The sequence below is a fragment of the Streptomyces sp. NPDC025618 genome (genome assembly GCF_055558795.1).
Map to the genome: position 1 here is coordinate 22053 of NZ_JBVHLW010000050.1, position 18878 is coordinate 40930.

Consider the following 18878-nt stretch of genomic DNA (forward strand, 5'->3'; position numbering starts at 1 on the left):
CCCACCTCGGTGGGGGGCCTTCTTCGTGCGCCCGGAAGATCCCCGGAGGACCGGGTGCCGCTTCCGAATACTTCACCCTCATTCGTACGTATCTTCGCATCACACACCACTTTGCCCGGTAAACACCTCGTTTCGCCCTTGTGATCATGATGCGCCGTCCGAGATCCTGAGCGGAGAGCAATGACTCAACGTCAATAAGTGACCAATGAGTCACGCGTGCCGGTGGGGAGCCGGTGCGCACAGGGTCCATGCGGCTGTGGGGGGCCGACGGACTCACGACGGACACACGCGATCAGCATGCGTGCGGGGGGAATGACCATGACGACCACGCCTGCCGATGCCCGGCAGCAGACCCACGCCCCAGCGGCCGTCGGCGGCCCGCCACGGGCACCCGGCGTGCCCCAGCAGCCCGCCGGGCCCAGGACGACACCACCCGGCGATACGACGGGCGACCGGACCACGGTCCGGTCGCCCGTCCGTCCGCCCGAAGCGCGCCCGCGCTTCGACTACGAGCACTACAGCAGGCTGGCCGGCCCGCTCACCGAGCCCGAGCCGGGCCGGCCGTACCGCGTCCGCTACCGCAGCCTGCTCGCGGACGAGACGCACCGCGTCCTCGGCGCCCTCCTGCTCGGCGCCGCGCCCGTGGTCTCCCTGGGCCTGCTGCTGTGGCTGATGCAGCCCGCCCACTGGACACACCGCGACCACTCCACTCCTCTGATGCGGTCCCTGGACACCGTGATGCTGGTGTCCATCGGGCTGATCGAGCTCTTCCGCACCCTGAACGTGGTGTCCAACGCGCACGCCACGCTCGTCGCGCGCGACCCCGTGCCGGTGGTGCCCGAGAGCGGCACCAAGGTCGCCTTCCTCACCTCGTTCGTGCCCGGCAAGGAGCCCCTCGAGATGGTCACCCGGACCCTCCAGGCGGCCACCAGACTGCGGCACCGCGGGCCCCTGCACGTATGGCTGCTGGACGAGGGCGACGACCCCGGGGTCAGGGAGGTGTGCAGACGGCTCGGCGTCCATCACTTCTCCCGCAAGGGCGTCGAGAAGTGGAATCAGCCGAAGGGCCCGCACCGCGCGAGAACGAAACACGGGAACTACAACGCCTGGCTGGAAGCCCACGGCGACGACTACGACTTCTTCGCCTCCGTCGACACCGACCACGTGCCACTGCCCAACTTCCTCGAGCGCATGCTCGGCTACTTCCGTGACCCGGATATCGCGTTTGTCGTTGGACCGCAGGTGTACGGGAACTACGATGCGGCCGTGACCAAGGCCGCCGAGAGCCAGCAGTTCCTGTTCCACGCCCTGATCCAACGCGCCGGAAACCGTTATGGCGCACCCATGTTCGTCGGCACCAACAATGCCGTCCGGATCAGCGCGCTCAAGGGCATCGGCGGGCTCTACGACTCGATCACCGAGGACATGGCCACCGGCTTCGAGCTGCACCGCCACCGCAATCCCGCGACCGGTCGCAAATGGCGCTCCGTGTACACCCCGGACGTCCTCGCGGTCGGCGAAGGGCCGAATTCCTGGACGGACTTCTTCACCCAGCAACTGCGTTGGTCGCGGGGCACGTACGAGACCATCATCAAGCAGTTCTGGAAAGGGCCGTTCACCCTGTCGCCGGGCACATTCGTCAACTACACGCTGATGGTCATCTATTATCCGATGACCGCGCTCAACTGGCTGCTGGGCGCCATGAGCTGTGCGCTCTTCCTGGGACTCGGCGCCTCGGGGATCCAGATCGACTCCGAGGTCTGGATGATGCTCTACAGCGACGCCGCGGCCCTCCAGATCGGGCTCTACATCTGGAATCGCCGGCACAACGTCTCCCCGCACGAGCCCGAGGGCTCCGGCGGGCTCGCGGGCATGGTGATGTCCGCGCTGTCGGCGCCGATCTACGCCCGTTCACTGATGGACGCGGTGCTGCGCCGCAGGAGCACCTTCGTGGTGACCCCCAAGGGCGACTCGGCGAGCCCGGACACCCTCTTCGGCACCTTTCGCGTCCACCTGTTCTTCCTGGTGGTGTTCGGCGGCTCGCTGCTGGCCTCGTTCTGGCTCGGCCACACGCACGTGGCGATGCGGACGTGGGCGGCCCTGGCCCTCGCCATCACCGTCGCGCCGGTCCTCGCGTGGTGGTGGACCGTACGCAACGCCAAGCAAGCCGTGGAGGTCAGCCGATGAACCAGCCCCGTTTCCGTGTCAGCCGCCGCACCCGACGCATGGCCGTCGGCTCGGCGGTGGTGCTCGCCCTGGCGGGGATGAACGGACCGGCGCTGTGGGGCTACGCCTCCGACCAATACCACGACTACAAGATCAACCAGCCGGAGTACAAGGCCAAGAACGGCCACTGGGACATGGTCGACGTCCCCGACGAATACCGCATCAACACCATTCACGCGGCCCTGCTGCACACCGGCAAGGTGCTGCTGGTCGCCGGGTCGGGCAACAACGCCGCCAATTTCAAGGCGAAGTCGTTCCGTTCGGTCCTGTGGGACCCGGAGAAGAACACCTTCGAGAACATCCCGACCCCGAAGGACCTCTTCTGCGCCGGGCACACCCAGCTGCCCGACGGGAATCTCCTGGTGGCGGGCGGCACTCAGCGCTACGAAAAGCTGGGCGGTGACGTCACCAAGGCCGGCGGGCTGATGGTCGTGCACAACGAGGACCCGGACAAACCGATCACGCTGCCCGTGGGCACCAGATTCACCGGCAAGAACAACGGGAAGACGTTCGAGTCGAAGGACGCCGTGCTCGTCCCCCGGGCCAAGAAGGTGCAGGACGACGAGAGCCACAAGGTCACCGTCACGGTCAGCACCGCGCGCGTCTATGTGGAGGCTCTGCAAAAGGGCCACCAGTACGAGACCGGGCTCACCGACAACTACAGCATCCAGGGCCTGAAAGGCACCGACACCCGCAACGTCTACGGAATCGCCAACAAGCTCTCGTTCGACAAGAAGGACTTCCAAGGCATCAAGGACGCCTATGAGTTCGACCCGGTCGCCGAGCGCTATGTCACGGTCGACCCGATGAACGAGGCCCGCTGGTATCCCACCCTCACCACCCTCCAGGACGGCAAGGTCCTCTCCGTCTCCGGTCTCGACGAGATCGGCCAGGTCGTGCCGGGGAAGAACGAGATCTACGACCCGAAGACCAAGAAGTGGGCCTATCTGCCCAAGGAGCGCTTCTTCCCGACCTATCCCGCGCTCTTCCTCACGGACAAGGGGCGGATCTTCTACACGGGTTCCAACGCGGGTTACGGGCCGGCCGACAAGGGCCGTGTCCCCGGCGTGTGGGACCTGGGGAGCAACGACTTCACCGAGGTGCCGGGGATGAGCGACCCGGACGCCCTGGAGACCTCGATGTCCGTGCTGCTGCCGCCCGCCCAGGACCAGCGCTATATGGTCCTCGGCGGTGGCGGGGTCGGCGAGGACAAGAAGGCGACCGCCCGCACCCGGATCGTCGACCTGCACGCACCGCAGCCGCGCTTCAAGAACGGGCCCGATCTCTACGCCAAGGCCCGCTATCCCAGCAGCGTCATCCTGCCCGACGACACGGTCCTGACCACCAACGGCTCGGGTGACTACCGCGGACGCAGCGACTCCAACATCCTCAAGGCGGAGATCTACGACCCGAAGGACAACTCCCGGCACCCGGCCGCCGATCCGCTGGTGGGACGCAACTACCACTCGGGCGCCCTGCTGCTGCCCGACGGCCGGGTGATGACCTTCGGTTCCGACTCCCTCTTCGGCGACAAGGCCAACAGCAGGCCCGCGACCTTCCAGCAGGAGATCGACCTCTACACCCCGCCGTACCTCTTCAAGAGCGGCGCCCGGCCCGAACTCAAGGACACCGGCGGGCCGAAGACGCTGTCGCTGGGCGACAAGGTGACGTACGGGGCGGGTGGGCCGCGGCCGATCGCGAAGGTGCGGTTGATCCGGCCCGGGTCCTTCACTCACGTCACGAATGTGGAACAGCGGTCGATCGCACTGGACTTCACGAAGGAGCGGGACGGTATCGCTGTGACCCTCCCCAAGGATCCGTCGCTGGTGCCGCCTGGTTGGTACATGCTCAATGCCGTGGACGACCGGGGGGTGCCGTCGCCTGCGGTGTGGCTGAAGGTCAAGGAGGCGTAGGGGGCGGCGGGAGCGCCCTTGGGGGTCCCCCCGGACGAAGTCTGGGGGAGCGTCCTCAATCTCCCCCAGCTACCGCTGGGGGAGATTGAGGACAACGCGCGAAGCGTGTTGCGGGCTGGGGAACAAGCCCGCCGCAGGCGGCAACCGGCCCGCGCCCAACCCCCGTCACTTCACTTCGCGTTGCGCGCCAGCTCCAACGCGTACCTCTCCCACCACTGCCCCGCCTCCGGTCCCCCCTTGCACGTGCCGTCCGACTCCCCCGGCCGCTTGACCCACAGATACGCGTCGACGAGCGCGTCACCCGTGCGCGTCGTCGGCGGCTCGCCCAGCGCTCGGCCCGAGGGATTGCACCAGGACTTCTCGTGGTCCGCGCCCGACAGCGGGCCGTTGCCGTTGCGGCTGGTGTCGATGACGAAGTGCTTGCCGCCCAGGAGGGCGGAGAGGGTGTGCCCGTATTCCTTGTTGTCCTGCGTGGTCTGGAAGTTGGAGACGTTGAGGGCGAATCCGTCGGCCTGGTCGATGCCGGCCCGCTTCAGCGGATCCGCCATCCGGTCGGCGGGCGTGACCCAGCTGGAATTGCCGGCATCCAGATAGACCTTGGTGCGGGGCAGTGCCTTGAGCTTGCCCACGGCCTCCTTGAGCAGGGCGTACCGCTCCTCGTGGAACTGCTGGGGCGTGCAGCCGTCCTCCATGTGCGGGAGGGCGTCCGGCTCCAGGATCACGGTCGCGGCGCGGTCGCCGATGCCCTTGGCCGCCTTGTCGAGCCAGTCGCGGTAGGTGTTGCCGTCGGAGGCGCCGCCCTGGCTGTACTGACCGCAGTCGCGGTGCGGGATGTTGTAGAGCACGAGCAGCGCGACCCGGTCGGCCGCGGCCGCGGCCTCCGTATAGCCGCGGGTCTGGCCCTCGGGGTCGTCCACCCCGATCCACTCCGCGACGGGCTGGGTCGCGATCTTCGACAGGAGGTCCGCCTTGTCGGCGCTGCCGCCCTTGCGGAGCTCGGCCGACCGCTTGGAGGCGGTGGACTCGGGGTTCACCCAGAAGGGAACCCGGGACTTGGGCAGTTGGGCGGGCTGCCGGGGCGGCGCGTCGGCGGCCCTGGGCGGCTCCGCGGAGGAGGAATCGGATGAGCATCCGGCGAGCAGCAGCAGGGCCGCCACCGCGGCACCGGCTCCTCTGCGGGCCGTACGGGCACGACATGTGCGGCCGGCGTAGCTGCCGTACATCCATTCCCCCTTGGGTGTACTTCCTGTGGGGTCTCCCCCCGGCCCCACGGGACATGACCGGGCTTTTCCATGCTTGCACAGAAATCGCCGCGTCCGTGGGTGGTCGGACGACGACCCGCTGTCAAGTCGCCCTGTTGGAGCAGGGGAGGGGCGTGCGGCGGGGTCAGACATGTCCGGCGCCGGTGAGGTAGGCGGAGACGACGACGTTGGCGCTGTAGGAGCGGCGGGCACGGTCGTAGGTGCCGCCGCAGGTGATCAGGCGCAGCTCGGCGCGGTCGGCCCGGCGCGGGCCGTAGACGCGGTGGGCGTCGAAGTGTTCCTTGGTGAAGACGGAGACGTCCTCGACCGTGAACTCGGCGGTGGAGCCGTCCGCCCGGTCGACGGTGACGGTGGCGCCGCGTTTGAGGCCGGCGAGGTCGTAGAAGACAGCCGGCGCGTGGTCGGTGTCGACATGGCCGACGAGGACGGCCGCGCCGGGCGAGCCGGGCCGGGGTCCGCCGCGGTACCACCCGACGGCGCCCGCCCGCTGGTACGGGGGCGGGTCGACCGCGCCCGACAGGTCGAGGCCGCGGTCCTCGATGGGCGCCCTGACCCCGACGGACCTGATGACGAGGCCGCGGGGGTGGGCCGCCGGGAGCGGGGCGTGGGCCGGGGGCAGCGGGTGGGCGCTCGGGCGGCCCGCGGCGGCGACGTCACCGGCCGTGGGGGTGGCGGCCACGGTCCCGTCGGTGATCTCACGGCCCCAGAGCCACAGGGCCACCAGTAGCGCGGCCCAGGCCACTCCGGTCAGGAGGCGGCCGTGGCCGCTGCTGCGCTCTTCGGACATCTCGGCGGCCGCCCTTCCGTCACCGTCGGCCGGCGTCGGTCCGGCGGCGGTACCAGGTGACCCCGGCGGCGGCCAGCGCGGTGCCGCCCGCGAGGACGAGCCCGGGGACGCCGGGGGGATCGGCGGCCGCCACGGTGCCGCCGCCACCGGCCGGTACGGGCGCCACGGGCGAGGCCACCGGGGGGCGGAGCAGGGCGCGGCCGGTGTGCTCGGGGGAGCGGGCGCCCTGAGGGGCGACGACCGTCAGCCGGCCCTCGGCCGTGCCGTCGCGGCCGTCGCAGCGGACCTTGACCGCGTAGGTGCCGGGCGCCGCGGTCGAGCGGACGGTGGTCTCCGCGAGCAGCCCCGCCGCGTCCTTGGCGAGCCGCGCGTCGGTGACGAACGCCGGGGAGGTGGCGGTCGCCTTGTCGGTGGCGCACCCCGCGACCCGCAGCTGGACGCGCGAGCCGGGGGTGCCGGTGACGGGCGCGAGGGAGACCGCGCCGGGCCTGGTCACGGGGCCGTCCTGGGCGTACGCGGGCGCCGCGCACACGGCGATTGCCGCCAGGGCGCCGCACAGAGCGGATCGGGCTGGGTCCATGGGAAACCTCCTGGTATCCCAGAGACTCACTCGCCTTCGCGGGGCGCCGCATCCGCTGCGTGGCGCCATTGCTCCGTACGGTCGCGGAACCAGCCCAATGCCGGACCGCGGCGATCAGACGAGGTCGACGAGGTCCGCGATGGAGTCGACGACGCGGGAGGGGCGGAAGGGGTGGTGGTCGACATCCTCCGGGCGCGTCAGTCCGGTCAGGACCAGGAACGTCTCCATGCCCGCCTCCAGGCCGGCCAGGACGTCCGTGTCCATCCGGTCGCCGATCATCGCGCTCGTCTCGGAGTGGGCGCCGATCGCGTTCAGCCCGGCCCGCATCATCAGGGGGTTCGGCTTGCCGACGAAGTACGGTTCCCGGCCGGTCGCCTTGGTGATCAGCGCGGCCACGGAGCCGGTCGCCGGGAGCGCACCCTCGGCGGAGGGGCCGGTCTCGTCGGGGTTGGTGGCGATGAAGCGGGCGCCGCCGTTGATCAGCCGGATCGCCTTGGTGAGCGCCTCGAAGCTGTAGGTGCGGGTCTCGCCGAGCACCACGTAGTCCGGCTCCGCGTCGGTGAGGACGTAGCCGATGTCGTGCAGCGCGGTGGTGAGCCCGGCCTCGCCGATGACATAGGCGGTGCCGCCGGGCCGCTGGTCGTCGAGGAATTTGGCGGTGGCCAGCGCGGAGGTCCAGATGTTCTGCACCGGCACGTCCAGCCCGATCCGCTCCAGGCGGGCGTGCAGGTCGCGGGGGGTGTAGATGGAGTTGTTGGTCAGGACGAGAAAGGGCTTGCCGGATTCGCGGAGCCGCTTGATGAAGGCGTCGGCCCCGGGCACCGGAATGCCCTCGTGCATCAGCACACCGTCCATGTCGGTGAGCCAGGATTCGATCGGCTTGCGCTCTGCCACGGTGGGACTCCTGCGGTCTTGCGCCCCGTGCCGGGGCGGGGGAACGCCGGGACAGCGCCACTCGTGCGCCGCCCCGACACCTCCAGCCTAATCAGCTTCCGGTGGCCGACTTCCACGCGTCGACGTACGAGGCGAGGTTCTTGTCTATTTCGGCCCAGTCCGGGCGGAATATCTCGACGCCCTGCATGATCTCCGCGAGGGCGGCGGCGTTCTTGTCGGTGGCCTTGACGTCCGTACGGACCGGGAATCCGCCGGCGACGGAGGACGCCTGCCGCTGTACCTCTGCGGAGAGCAGGAAATCCAGGAATTTCTTCGCCCGGTCGGCGTGCGGGGCGTTCTTCACCAGCCCGGCGGCATACGGGAGGGCGAGTGTGGTGCGCTTTCCGCTGCTGTCGGCGGGGAAGAAGATGCCCTGGTGAGGCATGGACTTCATGTTCGCGTAGTTCATCTGGACATCGCCGTTGGCGACGAGGAGTTCGCCCTTGTCCGTCTTGGGGGCGAGTTGTCCGGTGGAGGAGGACGGGCCGGCGTTGTTCTTCTGGAGCTTTTTCAGATAGGCCATGGCGGCTTCCTCGCCGCCGAAGTCGTGGACGGCCTTCACGAGCACCGCCGTGCCGTCACCGGCGACTCCGGGCGTCGAATACTGCACCTTGCCCTTGAACCGACCGTCCAGGAGGTCGTCCCAGGTCTTCGGCGGGTCCTTCAGTTCCCGGGTGTTGTGGATGAAGCACAGGTAGTTGTCGACGACGGGGGTCCAGGTGCCGGTGGCGGAGCGGTCGCCGACGGGTATCTTGTCCGAACCCGCGGGGCGGTAGGCGGCGAGCAGTCCCTTGCCGTCGGCCTGCTGGATGAACGGCGGCAGGGTGACGATCACGTCGGCCTTCGTACGGGACTTCTCCCGGGCCAGCCGCTGCACCATTTCACCGGAGCCGCCCTCGACGTATTTCACCTTGATGCCGGTCTTTTCCCGGAATTCCGTGAAGACCGTGTCGTAGAAGCCCGAGCCGTCCTCGGCCTTGAGGCCGTCCGCGCTGTAGACGGTGATCTCATCGGCGTCGGCGGACGTGCCGCCGCAGCCGGTCAGGGTGGCGGCGAGGACCACCGCGCCGAGTGCGGGGGCGGTGAGCGACCGGTGAAGGCGGGGCATGACGTGTCGGGCTCCTTGCGTGGGAATGACGGGGAGGGTGGTGCGCTCAGCGGTAGGACGCCCTGGTGCGGATCCGGGCGACGCCGAGCAGGACGGCGAGCGTCGTCACCATCAGGACGACGGCGAGCGCGGCTCCGGCGAAGAGGGCGCCGCGGTCCGTGGTGCCGAAGATCTTGACGGGCAGCGGCAGCCAGTCCGGCGGGTAGAGCATCATCGTGGCGCTCAACTCCCCCATGGACAGGGCGAAGCAGAGCCCCGCGGCCGCGGTCAGGGACGGCAGGAGCAGGGGCAGCCTCACGCGCCACAGGACGTAGGAGGGGCGGGCGCCGAGGCTCGCGGCGCTCTGTTCGTACGCCGGGTCGAGGCGGGCGAGGGCGGCGGTCACGGACTGGTGGGCGAAGGCCGTGACCAGCACGGTGTGCGCGATGACGACGATCGCGCGGGTGCCGTTGAGCAGCAGCGGCGGCTCCGAGAACGCGACCAGCAGCGACAGCCCGACCACGACGGACGGCACGGCGACCGGCAGCATGAACAGCGCGTCGACCACACGGCGTACGCGGCGCCCCAGGCGCTCGGCCGCGAGGGCGGCCCAGGTGCCGGTGACGAGGGCGAGGGCACTCGCCGCGACGGCGGTCAGCAGGCTGGTGGTCAGCGCGCTCAGCGAGTCGCCGCGCGCGATGTCCTGATAGTGCGTCAGTGTGGCGCCGGAGGGGAGCGCGCCGCTCCAGTTGGTGGCGAGGGACGCGGCGAGGACCACCAGGAACGGCAGGGCGAAGACGGGCAGGAAGAGCGCGAAGAAGACGGTCCACGCGGCCCAGCGGGCGCGGCGGCTATGCACGAGCACGGCGGGTGTCCCCCTTTCCGGAGGTGCGGGATCTCCCGGGCTTCCCGGCGAGGAGCAGGTGGTAGAGGCCGTACAGCGCGACGGACAGGGCGACGTTGACCACGGCCACGACGCACGCGCCGGTGTAGTCGCCGTCCAGGATCGCCTTGCTGTAGACCAGCATCGGCAGGGTCGTGACGCCCTTCGCCCCCGTGAACAGCACGATCCCGAACTCGTTGAGGCACATGACGAGTACGAGGCTGCCGCCCGCGGCGAGCGCCTGGATCGCCTCGGGCAGGATCACCTGCCGCACGATCCGCGGCGCCCGCGCGCCCAGCGAGGCCGCGGCCTCCAGTTGCGCGGTCTCCACCTGCGAGAAGGCGGCGAGCAGGGGCCGCATGACGAGCGGTGTGAAGTAGGTGATCTCCGCGAGCAGCACACCCCAGGGCGTGTGCAGGAAGTCGAACGGTCCGTCGGAGGCCCCCGTGACGTCCGTCCACAGTCCGTTGGCCATGCCTCGGGAGCCGTAGACGAAGAGCAGGGCGAGCGTGATCAGGAAGGAGGGGAACGCGAGGAAGATGTCGATGAACCGGCTCAGCGCTCTGGCGCCCGGAAACGGCACGAAGGCGATGACCAGGGCGAGGGTGAACCCCAGGACGAGAGCTCCTGCCGTGGCGCCGGCGGCGATGGTGACCGTGTTCCGGAGGGCTTCCCGGAAGGCGGTCTGCCGGAAGGTCTCGCCGTAGCCGTCGGATTGGCGGATGACGAGGGCGAGGGGATAGAGGAAGAAGAACGCCAGGGCGCAGAGCGGGGGCAGGACCCATAGGGCGCGTACGGGGCGCCGGCGGCGGGCCGGTGCGCCACCCGCTGCGGGCCCTTTCCCCGCCCCGCGCCTTCCCGGCTGCGTCTGAGGTGCGGCTCCGCCGCGTGGGGGGCGCGTGCCCCGGGCCCCCGGCTGTCCCGCCGTTGCCGCCTGCGGCGCTTTTTCCCCCACCCCGCGCCTTCCCGGAACCGGGGAGGCCCCGGGCCTCCTGACCGCGCTTAGCGCGGTGTCCTCGAACGCCGGACGGGCTCGACCGGGCGGACCGTGGTCCGAGAACCGCGGGCCGCCGGGGGGCTGGGGGCCTGCCCCCAGTTTCGGGAAGGGGCGGGCAGGGGAAAAGCCACCGGCCCCAACCCTACGCATCGGCCACCACCACAACGTCCCCGGAAGCGAACCGCACAGCCACCCGCTCCCCCAACTCCGGCACCACGCGTAGCTCCGGCACCTCAGCCGTCACTTCGAAACCTTCAGCCACAGTGACGGTCACCCGATGCGACGCCCCGCGCCACTGAAGCCCCGTCACCACCCCCCGCACCACGTTCACCGACGGATCGTCGGACTCCCCCAGCCGGATCAGGTGCGGCCGTACGCACACCGTCACCTCCCCCGCGCCCGCTCCCTCGCGGACGCGGAGCCGCGCACCGCCCACCTCGACCACTCCCGGGCCCGACCACGCGCCCCGCAGCACATTCGCGCTGCCGACGAACGACGCCGTGAACGCGCTGCCCGGATTCCGGTACAACTCCCTTGGCGTGCCGCAGTCCTGGAGGCGGGCGCGGTCCATCACCGCGATACGGTCGGCGAGGGTGAGGGCCTCGGACTGGTCGTGGGTGACGTAGAGCATGGAGACGTCCGGCAGGTCCCGGTGCAAGCGGGCCAGCTCGGCGAGCATGTCGCCGCGCAGTCGCGCGTCGAGCGCGGAGAGGGGTTCGTCGAGGAGCAGGACTCCCGGCCGGACGGCGAGTGCCCGGGCGATGGCGACGCGCTGCTGCTGACCGCCGGAGAGTTCGCGCGGGTAGCGCTTGGCGTACGCGCTCATGCCGGTCATCTCCAGCGCGTCGGCGACCCGCCCGGCGATCTGGTCGCGGGGTGCCTTTCGGGCCTTGAGGCCGAAGGCGACGTTGGCGTCGACGCGCAGGTGCGGGAAGAGCGCGTACTGCTGGACGACCATGCCGATGCCCCGCCGGTGCGGCGGCAGTTCCGTCACGTCCCGGCCGCCGATCAGCACCCGCCCGGAGGCCGGCCGGACGAACCCGGCGACGGCGCGCAGCGCGGTGGTCTTGCCGGAGCCGGAGGGGCCGAGGAGTGCCATGACCTCGCCGGGTTCGACGGTGAGGTCGAGCGCGTCGAGCACGACGGTGCCGCCGTAGGCGACGGACACCTCGTCGAAGCGGATGCCGCCGCTCGTGGTGGTGGTCGTCACGACTCGTACTCCGCTATCAGGCCGGGCAGTTCGGCCACCGACGACAGGACGGCTGTGGCGCCGGCGGCCCGTAGGGCCGTCTCGTCGTGCGCCCCGGTGAGCACGCCCGCCACGAGCGGCGCACCGGCCCGCCGTCCGGAGAGCATGTCGTAGGAGGTGTCGCCCGCGACCGCGATCCGCTGGACGGCGTCGACGGCCGCGGTGCGCAGCAGCGCGGTGAGGATCATGTCGGGGTACGGGCGGCCGCGGCCCGCGTCGGCGGGGCAGAGGGTGAGGTCGGCGAGGCCGGTCCAGCCGAGGGCGGTGAGGATCGCGTCCTGGGTGACGCGGGCGAAGCCCGTGGTGAGGACGACGGTCCGGCCCTCGGCCCGCAGCCGTTCGATGGCGGCGCGGGCGCCGGGCACGGGAGCGCAGCGCCCCTCGCCGACCAGCCGTCCGTAGGCCGCCTCGAAGGCGGCGTTGGCCCGCCGCGCCCGCTCCTCGTCGCCGAAGAGGTGCCGGAAGACGGAGATCTTCGACTCGCCCATGGTGGCGCGGACATGGGCGAGGTGGGCGGCGTGTTCCGCCGAGCCGGGCCGTACGCCGAGCTCGGCCGCGGCGCTCTCGAAGGCCCGCTCGACGAGTCCTTCGTCGGCGACGGTCGTGCCGGCCATGTCCAGGACGACGAGCCCGATCGGCGCGTTCTTCCCGTCGGTCACGTTATTCCCCTCGGTCACGGAAGCCATCTCCTTCACCAGCCCAGTGCGTTCGCGGTGGTCTCGGCGATGGCGGGCGCGCAGGTCATGCCGCGGCCGCCGGGCCCGGTCACCAGCCAGATGCCGTCGCGCACCTGCTGCCGGTGCACGACGCGCGTGGTGTCGACGCACTGCGCGTACACCCCGGCCCAGCGGCGCCGGATCTTCGGCAGGGGCCGGCCGAGGAGCGTTTCGGTGACGGCCGTCAGGTGTTCGTACGGGTCCTCGTCGACGTCGAAGGCGAACGGCGCCTCGTATTCGTGGGTGTCGCCGATCGTCAGCCCGCCGTCCGCCCGCTGGACCATGAGCAGTTGCATCCGGTGCCCGGCGGCGACGGGCGGCTGGCTCTGCGCGGCGGCGAGCGCGTCCAGGGCGGGGCCGCCGTAGGCGGGGTAGTAGCGGAAGCTGTCGGCGTCGGCGACGGAGGTGGTGAGCGGCTCGCCGAGCGGCGCGGTCTGCATCATCTGGAGGCGTACGCGGCGTACGGGCAGGTCGGGGGCGAGCTCGCGGACCAGACCGCCCAGCCAGGCGCCGGTGCAGAGGACGACGGCGTCGCCGGTGTGGGTGACTCCATGGTCGTCGCGGACGGCGTGCTCGCCGATGGTCTCGCGGACCTCGCGGCCGCCGAGGAAGGTGTAGCGGCCGGAGGCGAGGAGCGCGTCCTTGAGGGCGCGCTGGGCGGTGCGCGGTTCGACGGCGGCGTCGCGCGGGCACCACAGGGCGCCGCGGAAGTCGCCGCGCAGGGCGGGGTTGAGCTCGCGGGTCTCCTCGGGTCCGAGGAGGGCGAAGCCGCGGGCGGCCGCGTCGGGGCGGGCGAGGGCGGCGCGGGCGACGGCCAGCTCCGCCTCGTTGGTGACGACTGTCAGCGAACCGTTGGCCCGGAAACCGAGGCCGGGGACGCCGTCGGCGATCTCCGCCCAGAGCTCCCGCGCGCGCAGCGCGGTGTCCAGCTCCTCACCACCGGCCCGGCCGCTGACCCAGACCAGGCCGAAATTGCGGACGGAGGCTCCCCTGGCCTCGGCCTCGCGCTCGATGTGGACGACCTCGTGGCCGCGTTGGACCGCATGCCAGGCGTGCAGGGTTCCCAGCACGCCGGCTCCGACGACTATGACTCGCATGCCGGGAACGCTCCTCGGGGCGAGTGACCCGAAGCGGTCCGCACAGCGACGGGACAGTGAACGGGCTGTCAAACTTGGCCTAGACCCGTTATCGTTGCGTTACATACCAAGGGGCTGTCGGGCGGTCACCTTCTACCGTTTCGTTCCCAGATGTGTGGTGAAGGAGAAGCGGTCGCCCCGGTAGAGCGACCGCACCCGCTCCAGCGGGCGGCCCTCCGTGTCCCGGGACAGCCGGTGGATCAGCAGCATCGGCAGCGCGGGCGGGGTGCCGATGAGGAGGGCCTCGCGCGGTGTGGCCAGTACGGTCTCCAGCCGCTCGTCCGCGTCACCGAAGGAGATGCCGAGGCGGTCGCGGAGATAGCCGTAGAAGGAGGAGTCCGGTTCGAAGTCGGCGTCCAGGCGCGGCACGCGCTCGACCGCCACATAGGTGCTCTCCAGGCCGACCCGCTCGTCGTCGGCGAGCAGTACGCGCTCCATGTGCCAGACAGGCGCGCCCTGTTGGACGCCGAGATCGGGCGCGAGCGCGGGCGGGCAGGGGAAACGGTCGAGCCCGATGAGGGAGCGGCCGGGCCGGCGGCCCTGCCTGCGGACGCCCTCGGTGTAGCTGGCGAGGGCGAGGGGCTGTTCCAGCTTGGGGCCCGCGACGACCGTGCCGCGCCCCGCACGCCGCAGCCGCCCCTCCAGCAGCAGTTCACGCAGGGCCTGGCGGACGGTCTCGCGTGACACCTCGAAGCGCACCGCGAGGTCGCGCTCGGTCGGCAGCAGCTCACCCTCGCCCAACTCGTCGAGCAGGGCGGCCACTCGGGTCTTGACCGCGTAGTACTTCGGGATGCGGCCGTGCTCGGGAATGCCCGCGCGGATGGGGGCGCCGGGTGCGGCGCCGGGTGTCTGCTCCCCCGTGCCGCCGGGGTAGTCCATGAAGTCCACGGCGCGATCCTCGCACCTCAGCGCCGTGCGCGCCGCGCCCCGAAGATCATGGAACCGCCGGCGAGGAGCAGCGCGAAGGCGGCCGCGCCGATCGCGAAGAGCGGCCGCTGGGAGCCGGTGTCGGCGAGCAGGGAGCGGTGACCTGTCTCTGCGGCCTCCCCTTCGCCGGGCGCCTCGTCATCGGCGCGACCCGCGCCGGGGGCCGCGCTCGCGGCGGTGCCCGCGACGCCGAAGGTGTAGTTGTCGGACTCCCCCACCCAGTCCCCGTCCCCACCGCGCCGCTGCACGGCGGTCACATTGAACGTGACCGGGCCCTCGGGCGCGCCGCCGGTGAAGCCGAGCCGCACGCGTACGGGCACGGAAGCGTGCGCGGGCACCGCGAAGCCGGGGAAGTCCGGCGAAGTGCCCTCGAAAACGCCGACGTTCTCGGCCTCGTCGGTGCGCTCGAAGCGCACCGGCCGCCAGCGGGCGGCGGCCGTGTCGTAGAAGTCGAACCGGATGTCGCCCGGCCGCAGCGCGCGCGCCCGGTCCGCGAACACCGCCACCGGGTGCACGTCCCGGCAGTCGGCCGCCGTGCCGTTGCGCAGCTCCAGCTCCCAGACCTGCTGGTCACCGCCGCGCTCGTACGTCACCGGCCCGCCCTTCAGCCGCGCGGCGATCGGGAAGGTGGCGTTCCCCGGACGGCCGCAGCGCGACTGGACCGGCGCCCGGTCGAGGGGCGGCCGGGGATAGGTGGGTGCCGCCGACGAAACGATCGCGAGCGCGACGGCGCCGACGACGAGCGCACGGGGCAGGTACATCGCGAGACCTTTCCGGAGGGTCCGGGAACGCGAGTCACGCTGGCAGCGCGGGCCCGAGGCCGAAGGCCCGGCACGGCTCGGGTGGGCCGAGTGGGGGTGCGATTCCGCCCGATGTGCGTATTTTCTTTTGATCCGTACGGGCGGGGCGCCTCCGGCCGGGCACAGGGCCGGGCGGAGCTCCGTGGGGATCGGGGACGAGGCCCCCTCTCTGACCAGCTCTAACCAGCCGCTCCGCCGAACAGCGGTGCCAGCGCGAGCTCGGCCGCACCCGCCACTACCGCTCTCGCCTCCGCCACCTCCACCCGGGTCACCTCGCCGACGACCGCCCGCACCCCCTCCTCGAACCGGGCGGCATCCGCCAGCACCGTCCTCCCTCCGAGCAGCACCAGGTCGATGTCCAGCAGCCGCACCAGGTTCTTCACCGCCACGCCCAACAGCCAGGCCGCGCGCCCCACATCCCCCGACGCCACCGCCTCCAGGCAGAGCGCCTCGACGCAGCCACGGCTGCCGCACGCGCAGAGCGGACCGTCGAGCTGGAGCACCTGGTGGCCGAACTCCCCCGCTCCCGTCCGCTCCCCCCGGTGCACGGCACCGCCCAGCACCAGCCCCGCGCCGAGCCCCGTACCCAGGTGGAGATAGGCGAAGGACGACGCCCCACCGCGCGGCAGCAGCCCCAGCGCCGCCGCGTTCGTGTCCTTGTCGATCACCACCGGCACGCCGAGCCGCCCGGCGAGCGCGTCCCGCAGCGGGTATCCGTCCCACCTCGGGAAGCCCGTCACCTTCCCCAGCACGCCGCCACGGTGGTCGAGCGGGCCCGGCACGGCGACCCCGACGCCCAGGACGGCGGCCGGAAGCAGACCGTCCAGCAGCGCCCCGATCTCGGCCAGCACCGCCTCCGCCCCCGACCCGAAGGCCAGCGGAGCCGTACGCGTCTCCACCTCGGCGCCAGACAGGTCGACCAGGGTCGCCGTCATCGCGTCCCGGTCCAGATGCAGGCCGACGGCGTGGCCCGCCTCCGGCACCAGACGGAACAGCATCGGCGGCTTGCCGCCCGTCGAGGCCCGGCGTCCGCCGTCCGTGGCCAGCCCGGCCGCCCGCAGCCGCGCGCCGATCTTGCTCACGGCCTGTGGGGTCAGGCCGGCGCCCGCCGCCAGCTCGGCCCTGCTGGCGCCCTCCGGCCCCGCGTCACGCAGCAGGCCGAGGACCACGGCGGTGTTGTGATCCCGCAGCGCGGCGAGGTTCGCCCCGGCGGGCCCGAGTGGCGTGGGGCCGACGGGGCGGATGTCCGGGCGGGTGTCCGGGCGGGTACCCAGGCCGCCGCCCAGGCCGAGGTCTCCGCAGGTGCCGGGGTGGACGCCTGGGCCGACGTCGTGGCGGGTGGCCGGGACGGTGCCTGGACGCACGGCCGGGCGGGCGTCCGGACCCGTGGCCGGGCGGGCACCCGGGTCCGTGGCCGGGCGAGCGTCCGGGGATGCGTCCGAGTCGGGGTTGTTCGTGCTGCTCACCTCACCATTGTCGTCACCGCTTGCACTTCCGCAACAGCGTTGCCAAAGTGGGGGGCATGGATGGCACCCCTGACACCCCCCGCACCCCCTACCGCGTCGGGCTCATCGGTTACGGCCTCGCGGGCTCCGTCTTCCACGCCCCGCTGATCGCCGCGACCGACGGTCTCGCCCTCGACACCGTCGTGACCGCCAACCCCGAGCGGCAGCGCCAGGCCGTCACCGAGCACCCCGGTGTCCGTACCGTCGCCGACACGGACGCCCTCTTCGCCCGCGCCGACGAGCTCGATCTCATCGTCATCGCCTCTCCCAATCGCACGCATGTCGCGCTCGCCCGCACCGCCCTCGAAGCGGGGCTGCCCGTCGTCGTGGACAAGCCCCTCGCCGCGACCGCCGCCGAGGCCGAGGCCCTGGCCGACCTCGCCGACGAACGCGGCTTGCTGCTCAGCGCCTTCCAGAACCGCCGCTGGGACAACGACTTCCGCACCGTCCAGCAGCTCGTCCGCGACGGCGCGCTCGGCGACGTCCTCCGCTTCGAATCCCGCTTCGAGCGGTGGCGGCCCCGGCCCAAGGGCGGCTGGCGGGAGTCCGGCGACCCGGCCGAGATCGGCGGGCTCCTCTACGACCTGGGCAGCCACGTCGTGGACCAGGCCCTCGCCCTCTTCGGGCCCGCCGCCACCGTGTACGCCGAGGTCGACATCCGCCGGCCCGGTGCCGAGGCCGACGACGACACGTTCATCGCCATCACCCACGCCAATGGTGTCCGCTCCCATCTGTGGGTGAGTGCCGTCACCGCCCAACTCGGGCCGCGCTTCCGGGTGCTCGGCACCGCCGCCGGCTATGTGAAGTACGGCCTCGACCCCCAGGAAGCGGCCCTGCGCGAGGGGCTCCGCCCGTCGGACGACCGTACGGCCTGGGGCGTCGAACCCGAGTCCGCCTGGGGGCGGATCGGTGCCGGCGAGTCTCCCCGTACCGGTGGCGGCGAACCCGTCCGCACTCTGCCTGGTGACTACCCCGCTTATTACTCGGCCGTGGTGGAGGCCCTCCTCTCGGGTGGTCGGCCGCCGGTGTCGGCTCGGGAGGCTGCGGCGGCTCTGCGGGTGCTGGAAGCGGCTCGGGTCTCTGCGGATGAGGGGCGTGTCGTGCGGATCGAGGCTTCGGCGTGATGGCTGGGGTTGCTTGCCTGGAAGCGCTTCAGATCGATGGCGTCGAGCGGTGCGCCGTGCGGGTTGAGGGGGCTGAGGCGTGATGGAGGAGGTTGCCCGCCTGGAGGACGATGAACGGCGGCTCGTTCTTGACCGGTTCGGGAACGACGACGCCTGGGAGCTTGGGTCACTGCTCGTTTCTCTCGCCCGCGAGCGTGGTGCGGCGGTGACCGTCTCCATCCGGCGGGGTTCGCAGCGGCTCTTCCACTGCGCGTTGCCGGGGACGTCCGCCGACAACGACGCGTGGGTCGACCGCAAGTGCCGGGTGGTTGAGCGGTATGCGGAGTCCTCCTTCTTGGTCGGGGCGCGGTTCCGGGCCAAGGGGCGTACCTTCGAGTCTCACTCCCGTCTTGATCCTGATCGCTATGCGGCGCATGGTGGGGCGTTTCCGATTCGGCTGCGTGGTACGGGGGTTGTGGGCGTGGTAGCTGTCTCTGGGCTGGCTCAGGGGGAGGATCATGCGTTGGTTGTTGCGGGGTTGGAGCGGTTTTTGGGGGCGGCGGGGGGCTGAGGGTGTCGGGGGCGGTTTCCGCTGGGTGCGGGTGATTCTGCGGGGCGTTGCGCCTGCGGCGGGAGCCTTGGGGGGGGTGCCGGCTGTCAGGTGCGGGTTTCGTTGCCGCCTGCGGCGGGAGCGCCCTGCGGGCGCGGGGGGGGGGGGGGGGGGGGGGGGGGGGGGGGGGGGGGGGGGGGGGGGGGGGGGGGGGGGGGGGGGGG

Annotated in this window: 17 protein-coding genes; 4 read left to right on the forward strand and 13 right to left on the reverse strand. The window is 71.7% G+C overall.

Translation table 11 applies throughout. The annotated features are described in order from the left end of the window. The first annotated feature begins 318 nt into the window (after positions 1–318). Together ACZ4A5_RS28055 and glxA are read left to right on the forward strand one after the other, a co-directional pair. Entirely contained in the window at positions 319–2187 is a 1869-nt protein-coding gene (locus ACZ4A5_RS28055; RefSeq protein WP_467590108.1) for a glycosyltransferase family 2 protein, read from the forward strand. Continuing rightward, entirely contained in the window at positions 2184–4139 is a 1956-nt protein-coding gene (glxA, locus tag ACZ4A5_RS28060) for a radical copper oxidase GlxA (RefSeq protein ID WP_467590110.1), read from the forward strand. Before ACZ4A5_RS28055 ends, glxA begins: the two co-directional genes overlap by 4 nt. 170 nt (positions 4140–4309) lie before the next feature. On the opposite strand, the gene ACZ4A5_RS28065 is transcribed toward glxA, so the two are convergent. The 13 genes from ACZ4A5_RS28065 to ACZ4A5_RS28125 all read right to left on the reverse strand — a co-directional run bounded on the left by ACZ4A5_RS28065 (position 4310) and on the right by ACZ4A5_RS28125 (position 16740). Then, entirely contained in the window at positions 4310–5362 is a 1053-nt protein-coding gene (locus tag ACZ4A5_RS28065; protein WP_467590113.1) for a glycoside hydrolase family 6 protein, read from the reverse strand. 163 nt (positions 5363–5525) lie between these two features. Next, positions 5526–6188, reverse strand: a complete 663-nt coding sequence (locus tag ACZ4A5_RS28070; RefSeq protein WP_467590115.1) for a class F sortase — start codon at positions 6186–6188, stop codon at positions 5526–5528. Positions 6189–6207: 19 nt separating this feature from the next. Further along, entirely contained in the window at positions 6208–6768 is a 561-nt protein-coding gene (locus ACZ4A5_RS28075) for a hypothetical protein (protein ID WP_467590118.1), read from the reverse strand. Positions 6769–6882: 114 nt separating this feature from the next. Continuing rightward, entirely contained in the window at positions 6883–7662 is a 780-nt protein-coding gene (locus tag ACZ4A5_RS28080; RefSeq protein WP_366004169.1) for an HAD-IIA family hydrolase, read from the reverse strand. Positions 7663–7753: 91 nt separating this feature from the next. Beyond that, positions 7754–8809 carry a 2-aminoethylphosphonate ABC transporter substrate-binding protein gene (locus ACZ4A5_RS28085; RefSeq protein WP_467590122.1) on the reverse strand — a complete coding sequence of 352 codons (1056 nt, stop codon included), beginning with the start codon at positions 8807–8809 and terminating at the stop codon, positions 7754–7756. 46 nt (positions 8810–8855) lie between these two features. Continuing rightward, on the reverse strand, positions 8856–9653 hold the full coding sequence (locus tag ACZ4A5_RS28090) for an ABC transporter permease (RefSeq protein ID WP_467590125.1): 798 nt from the start codon (positions 9651–9653) through the stop codon (positions 8856–8858). Further along, the gene (locus ACZ4A5_RS28095; RefSeq protein WP_467590128.1) at positions 9640–10626 is read right to left on the reverse strand and encodes a 2-aminoethylphosphonate ABC transporter permease subunit; all 987 of its coding nucleotides are present in this window, start codon (positions 10624–10626) and stop codon (positions 9640–9642) included. Before ACZ4A5_RS28095 ends, ACZ4A5_RS28090 begins: the two co-directional genes overlap by 14 nt. A 184-nt stretch (positions 10627–10810) precedes the next feature. Then, on the reverse strand, positions 10811–11878 hold the full coding sequence (locus ACZ4A5_RS28100; RefSeq protein WP_467590131.1) for an ABC transporter ATP-binding protein: 1068 nt from the start codon (positions 11876–11878) through the stop codon (positions 10811–10813). After that, on the reverse strand, positions 11875–12594 hold the full coding sequence (locus ACZ4A5_RS28105; RefSeq protein WP_467590133.1) for a phosphonatase-like hydrolase: 720 nt from the start codon (positions 12592–12594) through the stop codon (positions 11875–11877). The genes ACZ4A5_RS28100 and ACZ4A5_RS28105 overlap by 4 nt, the downstream gene beginning before the upstream one ends. A gap of 14 nt (positions 12595–12608) precedes the next feature. Beyond that, entirely contained in the window at positions 12609–13730 is a 1122-nt protein-coding gene (locus tag ACZ4A5_RS28110; RefSeq protein WP_467590136.1) for a TIGR03364 family FAD-dependent oxidoreductase, read from the reverse strand. Between the two features lie 132 nt (positions 13731–13862). Next, complete coding sequence (locus ACZ4A5_RS28115) at positions 13863–14648, reverse strand: GntR family transcriptional regulator (protein ID WP_467590150.1); 786 nt, start codon at positions 14646–14648, stop codon at positions 13863–13865. 26 nt (positions 14649–14674) lie between these two features. Next, positions 14675–15457 carry a hypothetical protein gene (locus ACZ4A5_RS28120; RefSeq protein ID WP_467590139.1) on the reverse strand — a complete coding sequence of 261 codons (783 nt, stop codon included), beginning with the start codon at positions 15455–15457 and terminating at the stop codon, positions 14675–14677. A 218-nt stretch (positions 15458–15675) separates the two neighbouring features. Beyond that, positions 15676–16740 (reverse strand): ROK family transcriptional regulator, encoded by a 1065-nt coding sequence (locus ACZ4A5_RS28125; RefSeq protein ID WP_467590153.1) that lies wholly within the window; start codon positions 16738–16740, stop codon positions 15676–15678. A gap of 278 nt (positions 16741–17018) precedes the next feature. Between ACZ4A5_RS28125 and ACZ4A5_RS28130 the strand changes: the two genes are divergently transcribed. Together ACZ4A5_RS28130 and ACZ4A5_RS28135 are read left to right on the forward strand one after the other, a co-directional pair. Further along, positions 17019–18125, forward strand: a complete 1107-nt coding sequence (locus ACZ4A5_RS28130) for a Gfo/Idh/MocA family protein (protein ID WP_467590142.1) — start codon at positions 17019–17021, stop codon at positions 18123–18125. Between the two features lie 82 nt (positions 18126–18207). Next, entirely contained in the window at positions 18208–18675 is a 468-nt protein-coding gene (locus ACZ4A5_RS28135) for a heme-degrading domain-containing protein (RefSeq protein ID WP_467590156.1), read from the forward strand. Positions 18676–18878 lie beyond the last annotated feature (203 nt).

What these genes read in the sequence shown, in the direction of transcription:
- ACZ4A5_RS28055 (WP_467590108.1), top strand. Translation starts at nt 319, where the DNA reads ATGACGACCACGCCTGCCGATGCCCGGCAGCAGACCCACGCCCCAGCG.
- glxA (WP_467590110.1), top strand. Translation starts at nt 2,184, where the DNA reads ATGAACCAGCCCCGTTTCCGTGTCAGCCGCCGCACCCGACGCATGGCC.
- ACZ4A5_RS28065 (WP_467590113.1), bottom strand. Translation starts at nt 5,362, where the DNA reads ATGTACGGCAGCTACGCCGGCCGCACATGTCGTGCCCGTACGGCCCGC.
- ACZ4A5_RS28070 (WP_467590115.1), bottom strand. Translation starts at nt 6,188, where the DNA reads ATGTCCGAAGAGCGCAGCAGCGGCCACGGCCGCCTCCTGACCGGAGTG.
- ACZ4A5_RS28075 (WP_467590118.1), bottom strand. Translation starts at nt 6,768, where the DNA reads ATGGACCCAGCCCGATCCGCTCTGTGCGGCGCCCTGGCGGCAATCGCC.
- ACZ4A5_RS28085 (WP_467590122.1), bottom strand. Translation starts at nt 8,809, where the DNA reads ATGCCCCGCCTTCACCGGTCGCTCACCGCCCCCGCACTCGGCGCGGTG.
- ACZ4A5_RS28110 (WP_467590136.1), bottom strand. Translation starts at nt 13,730, where the DNA reads ATGCGAGTCATAGTCGTCGGAGCCGGCGTGCTGGGAACCCTGCACGCC.
- ACZ4A5_RS28115 (WP_467590150.1), bottom strand. Translation starts at nt 14,648, where the DNA reads ATGGACTACCCCGGCGGCACGGGGGAGCAGACACCCGGCGCCGCACCC.
- ACZ4A5_RS28120 (WP_467590139.1), bottom strand. Translation starts at nt 15,457, where the DNA reads ATGTACCTGCCCCGTGCGCTCGTCGTCGGCGCCGTCGCGCTCGCGATC.
- ACZ4A5_RS28130 (WP_467590142.1), top strand. Translation starts at nt 17,019, where the DNA reads ATGGATGGCACCCCTGACACCCCCCGCACCCCCTACCGCGTCGGGCTC.
- ACZ4A5_RS28135 (WP_467590156.1), top strand. Translation starts at nt 18,208, where the DNA reads ATGGAGGAGGTTGCCCGCCTGGAGGACGATGAACGGCGGCTCGTTCTT.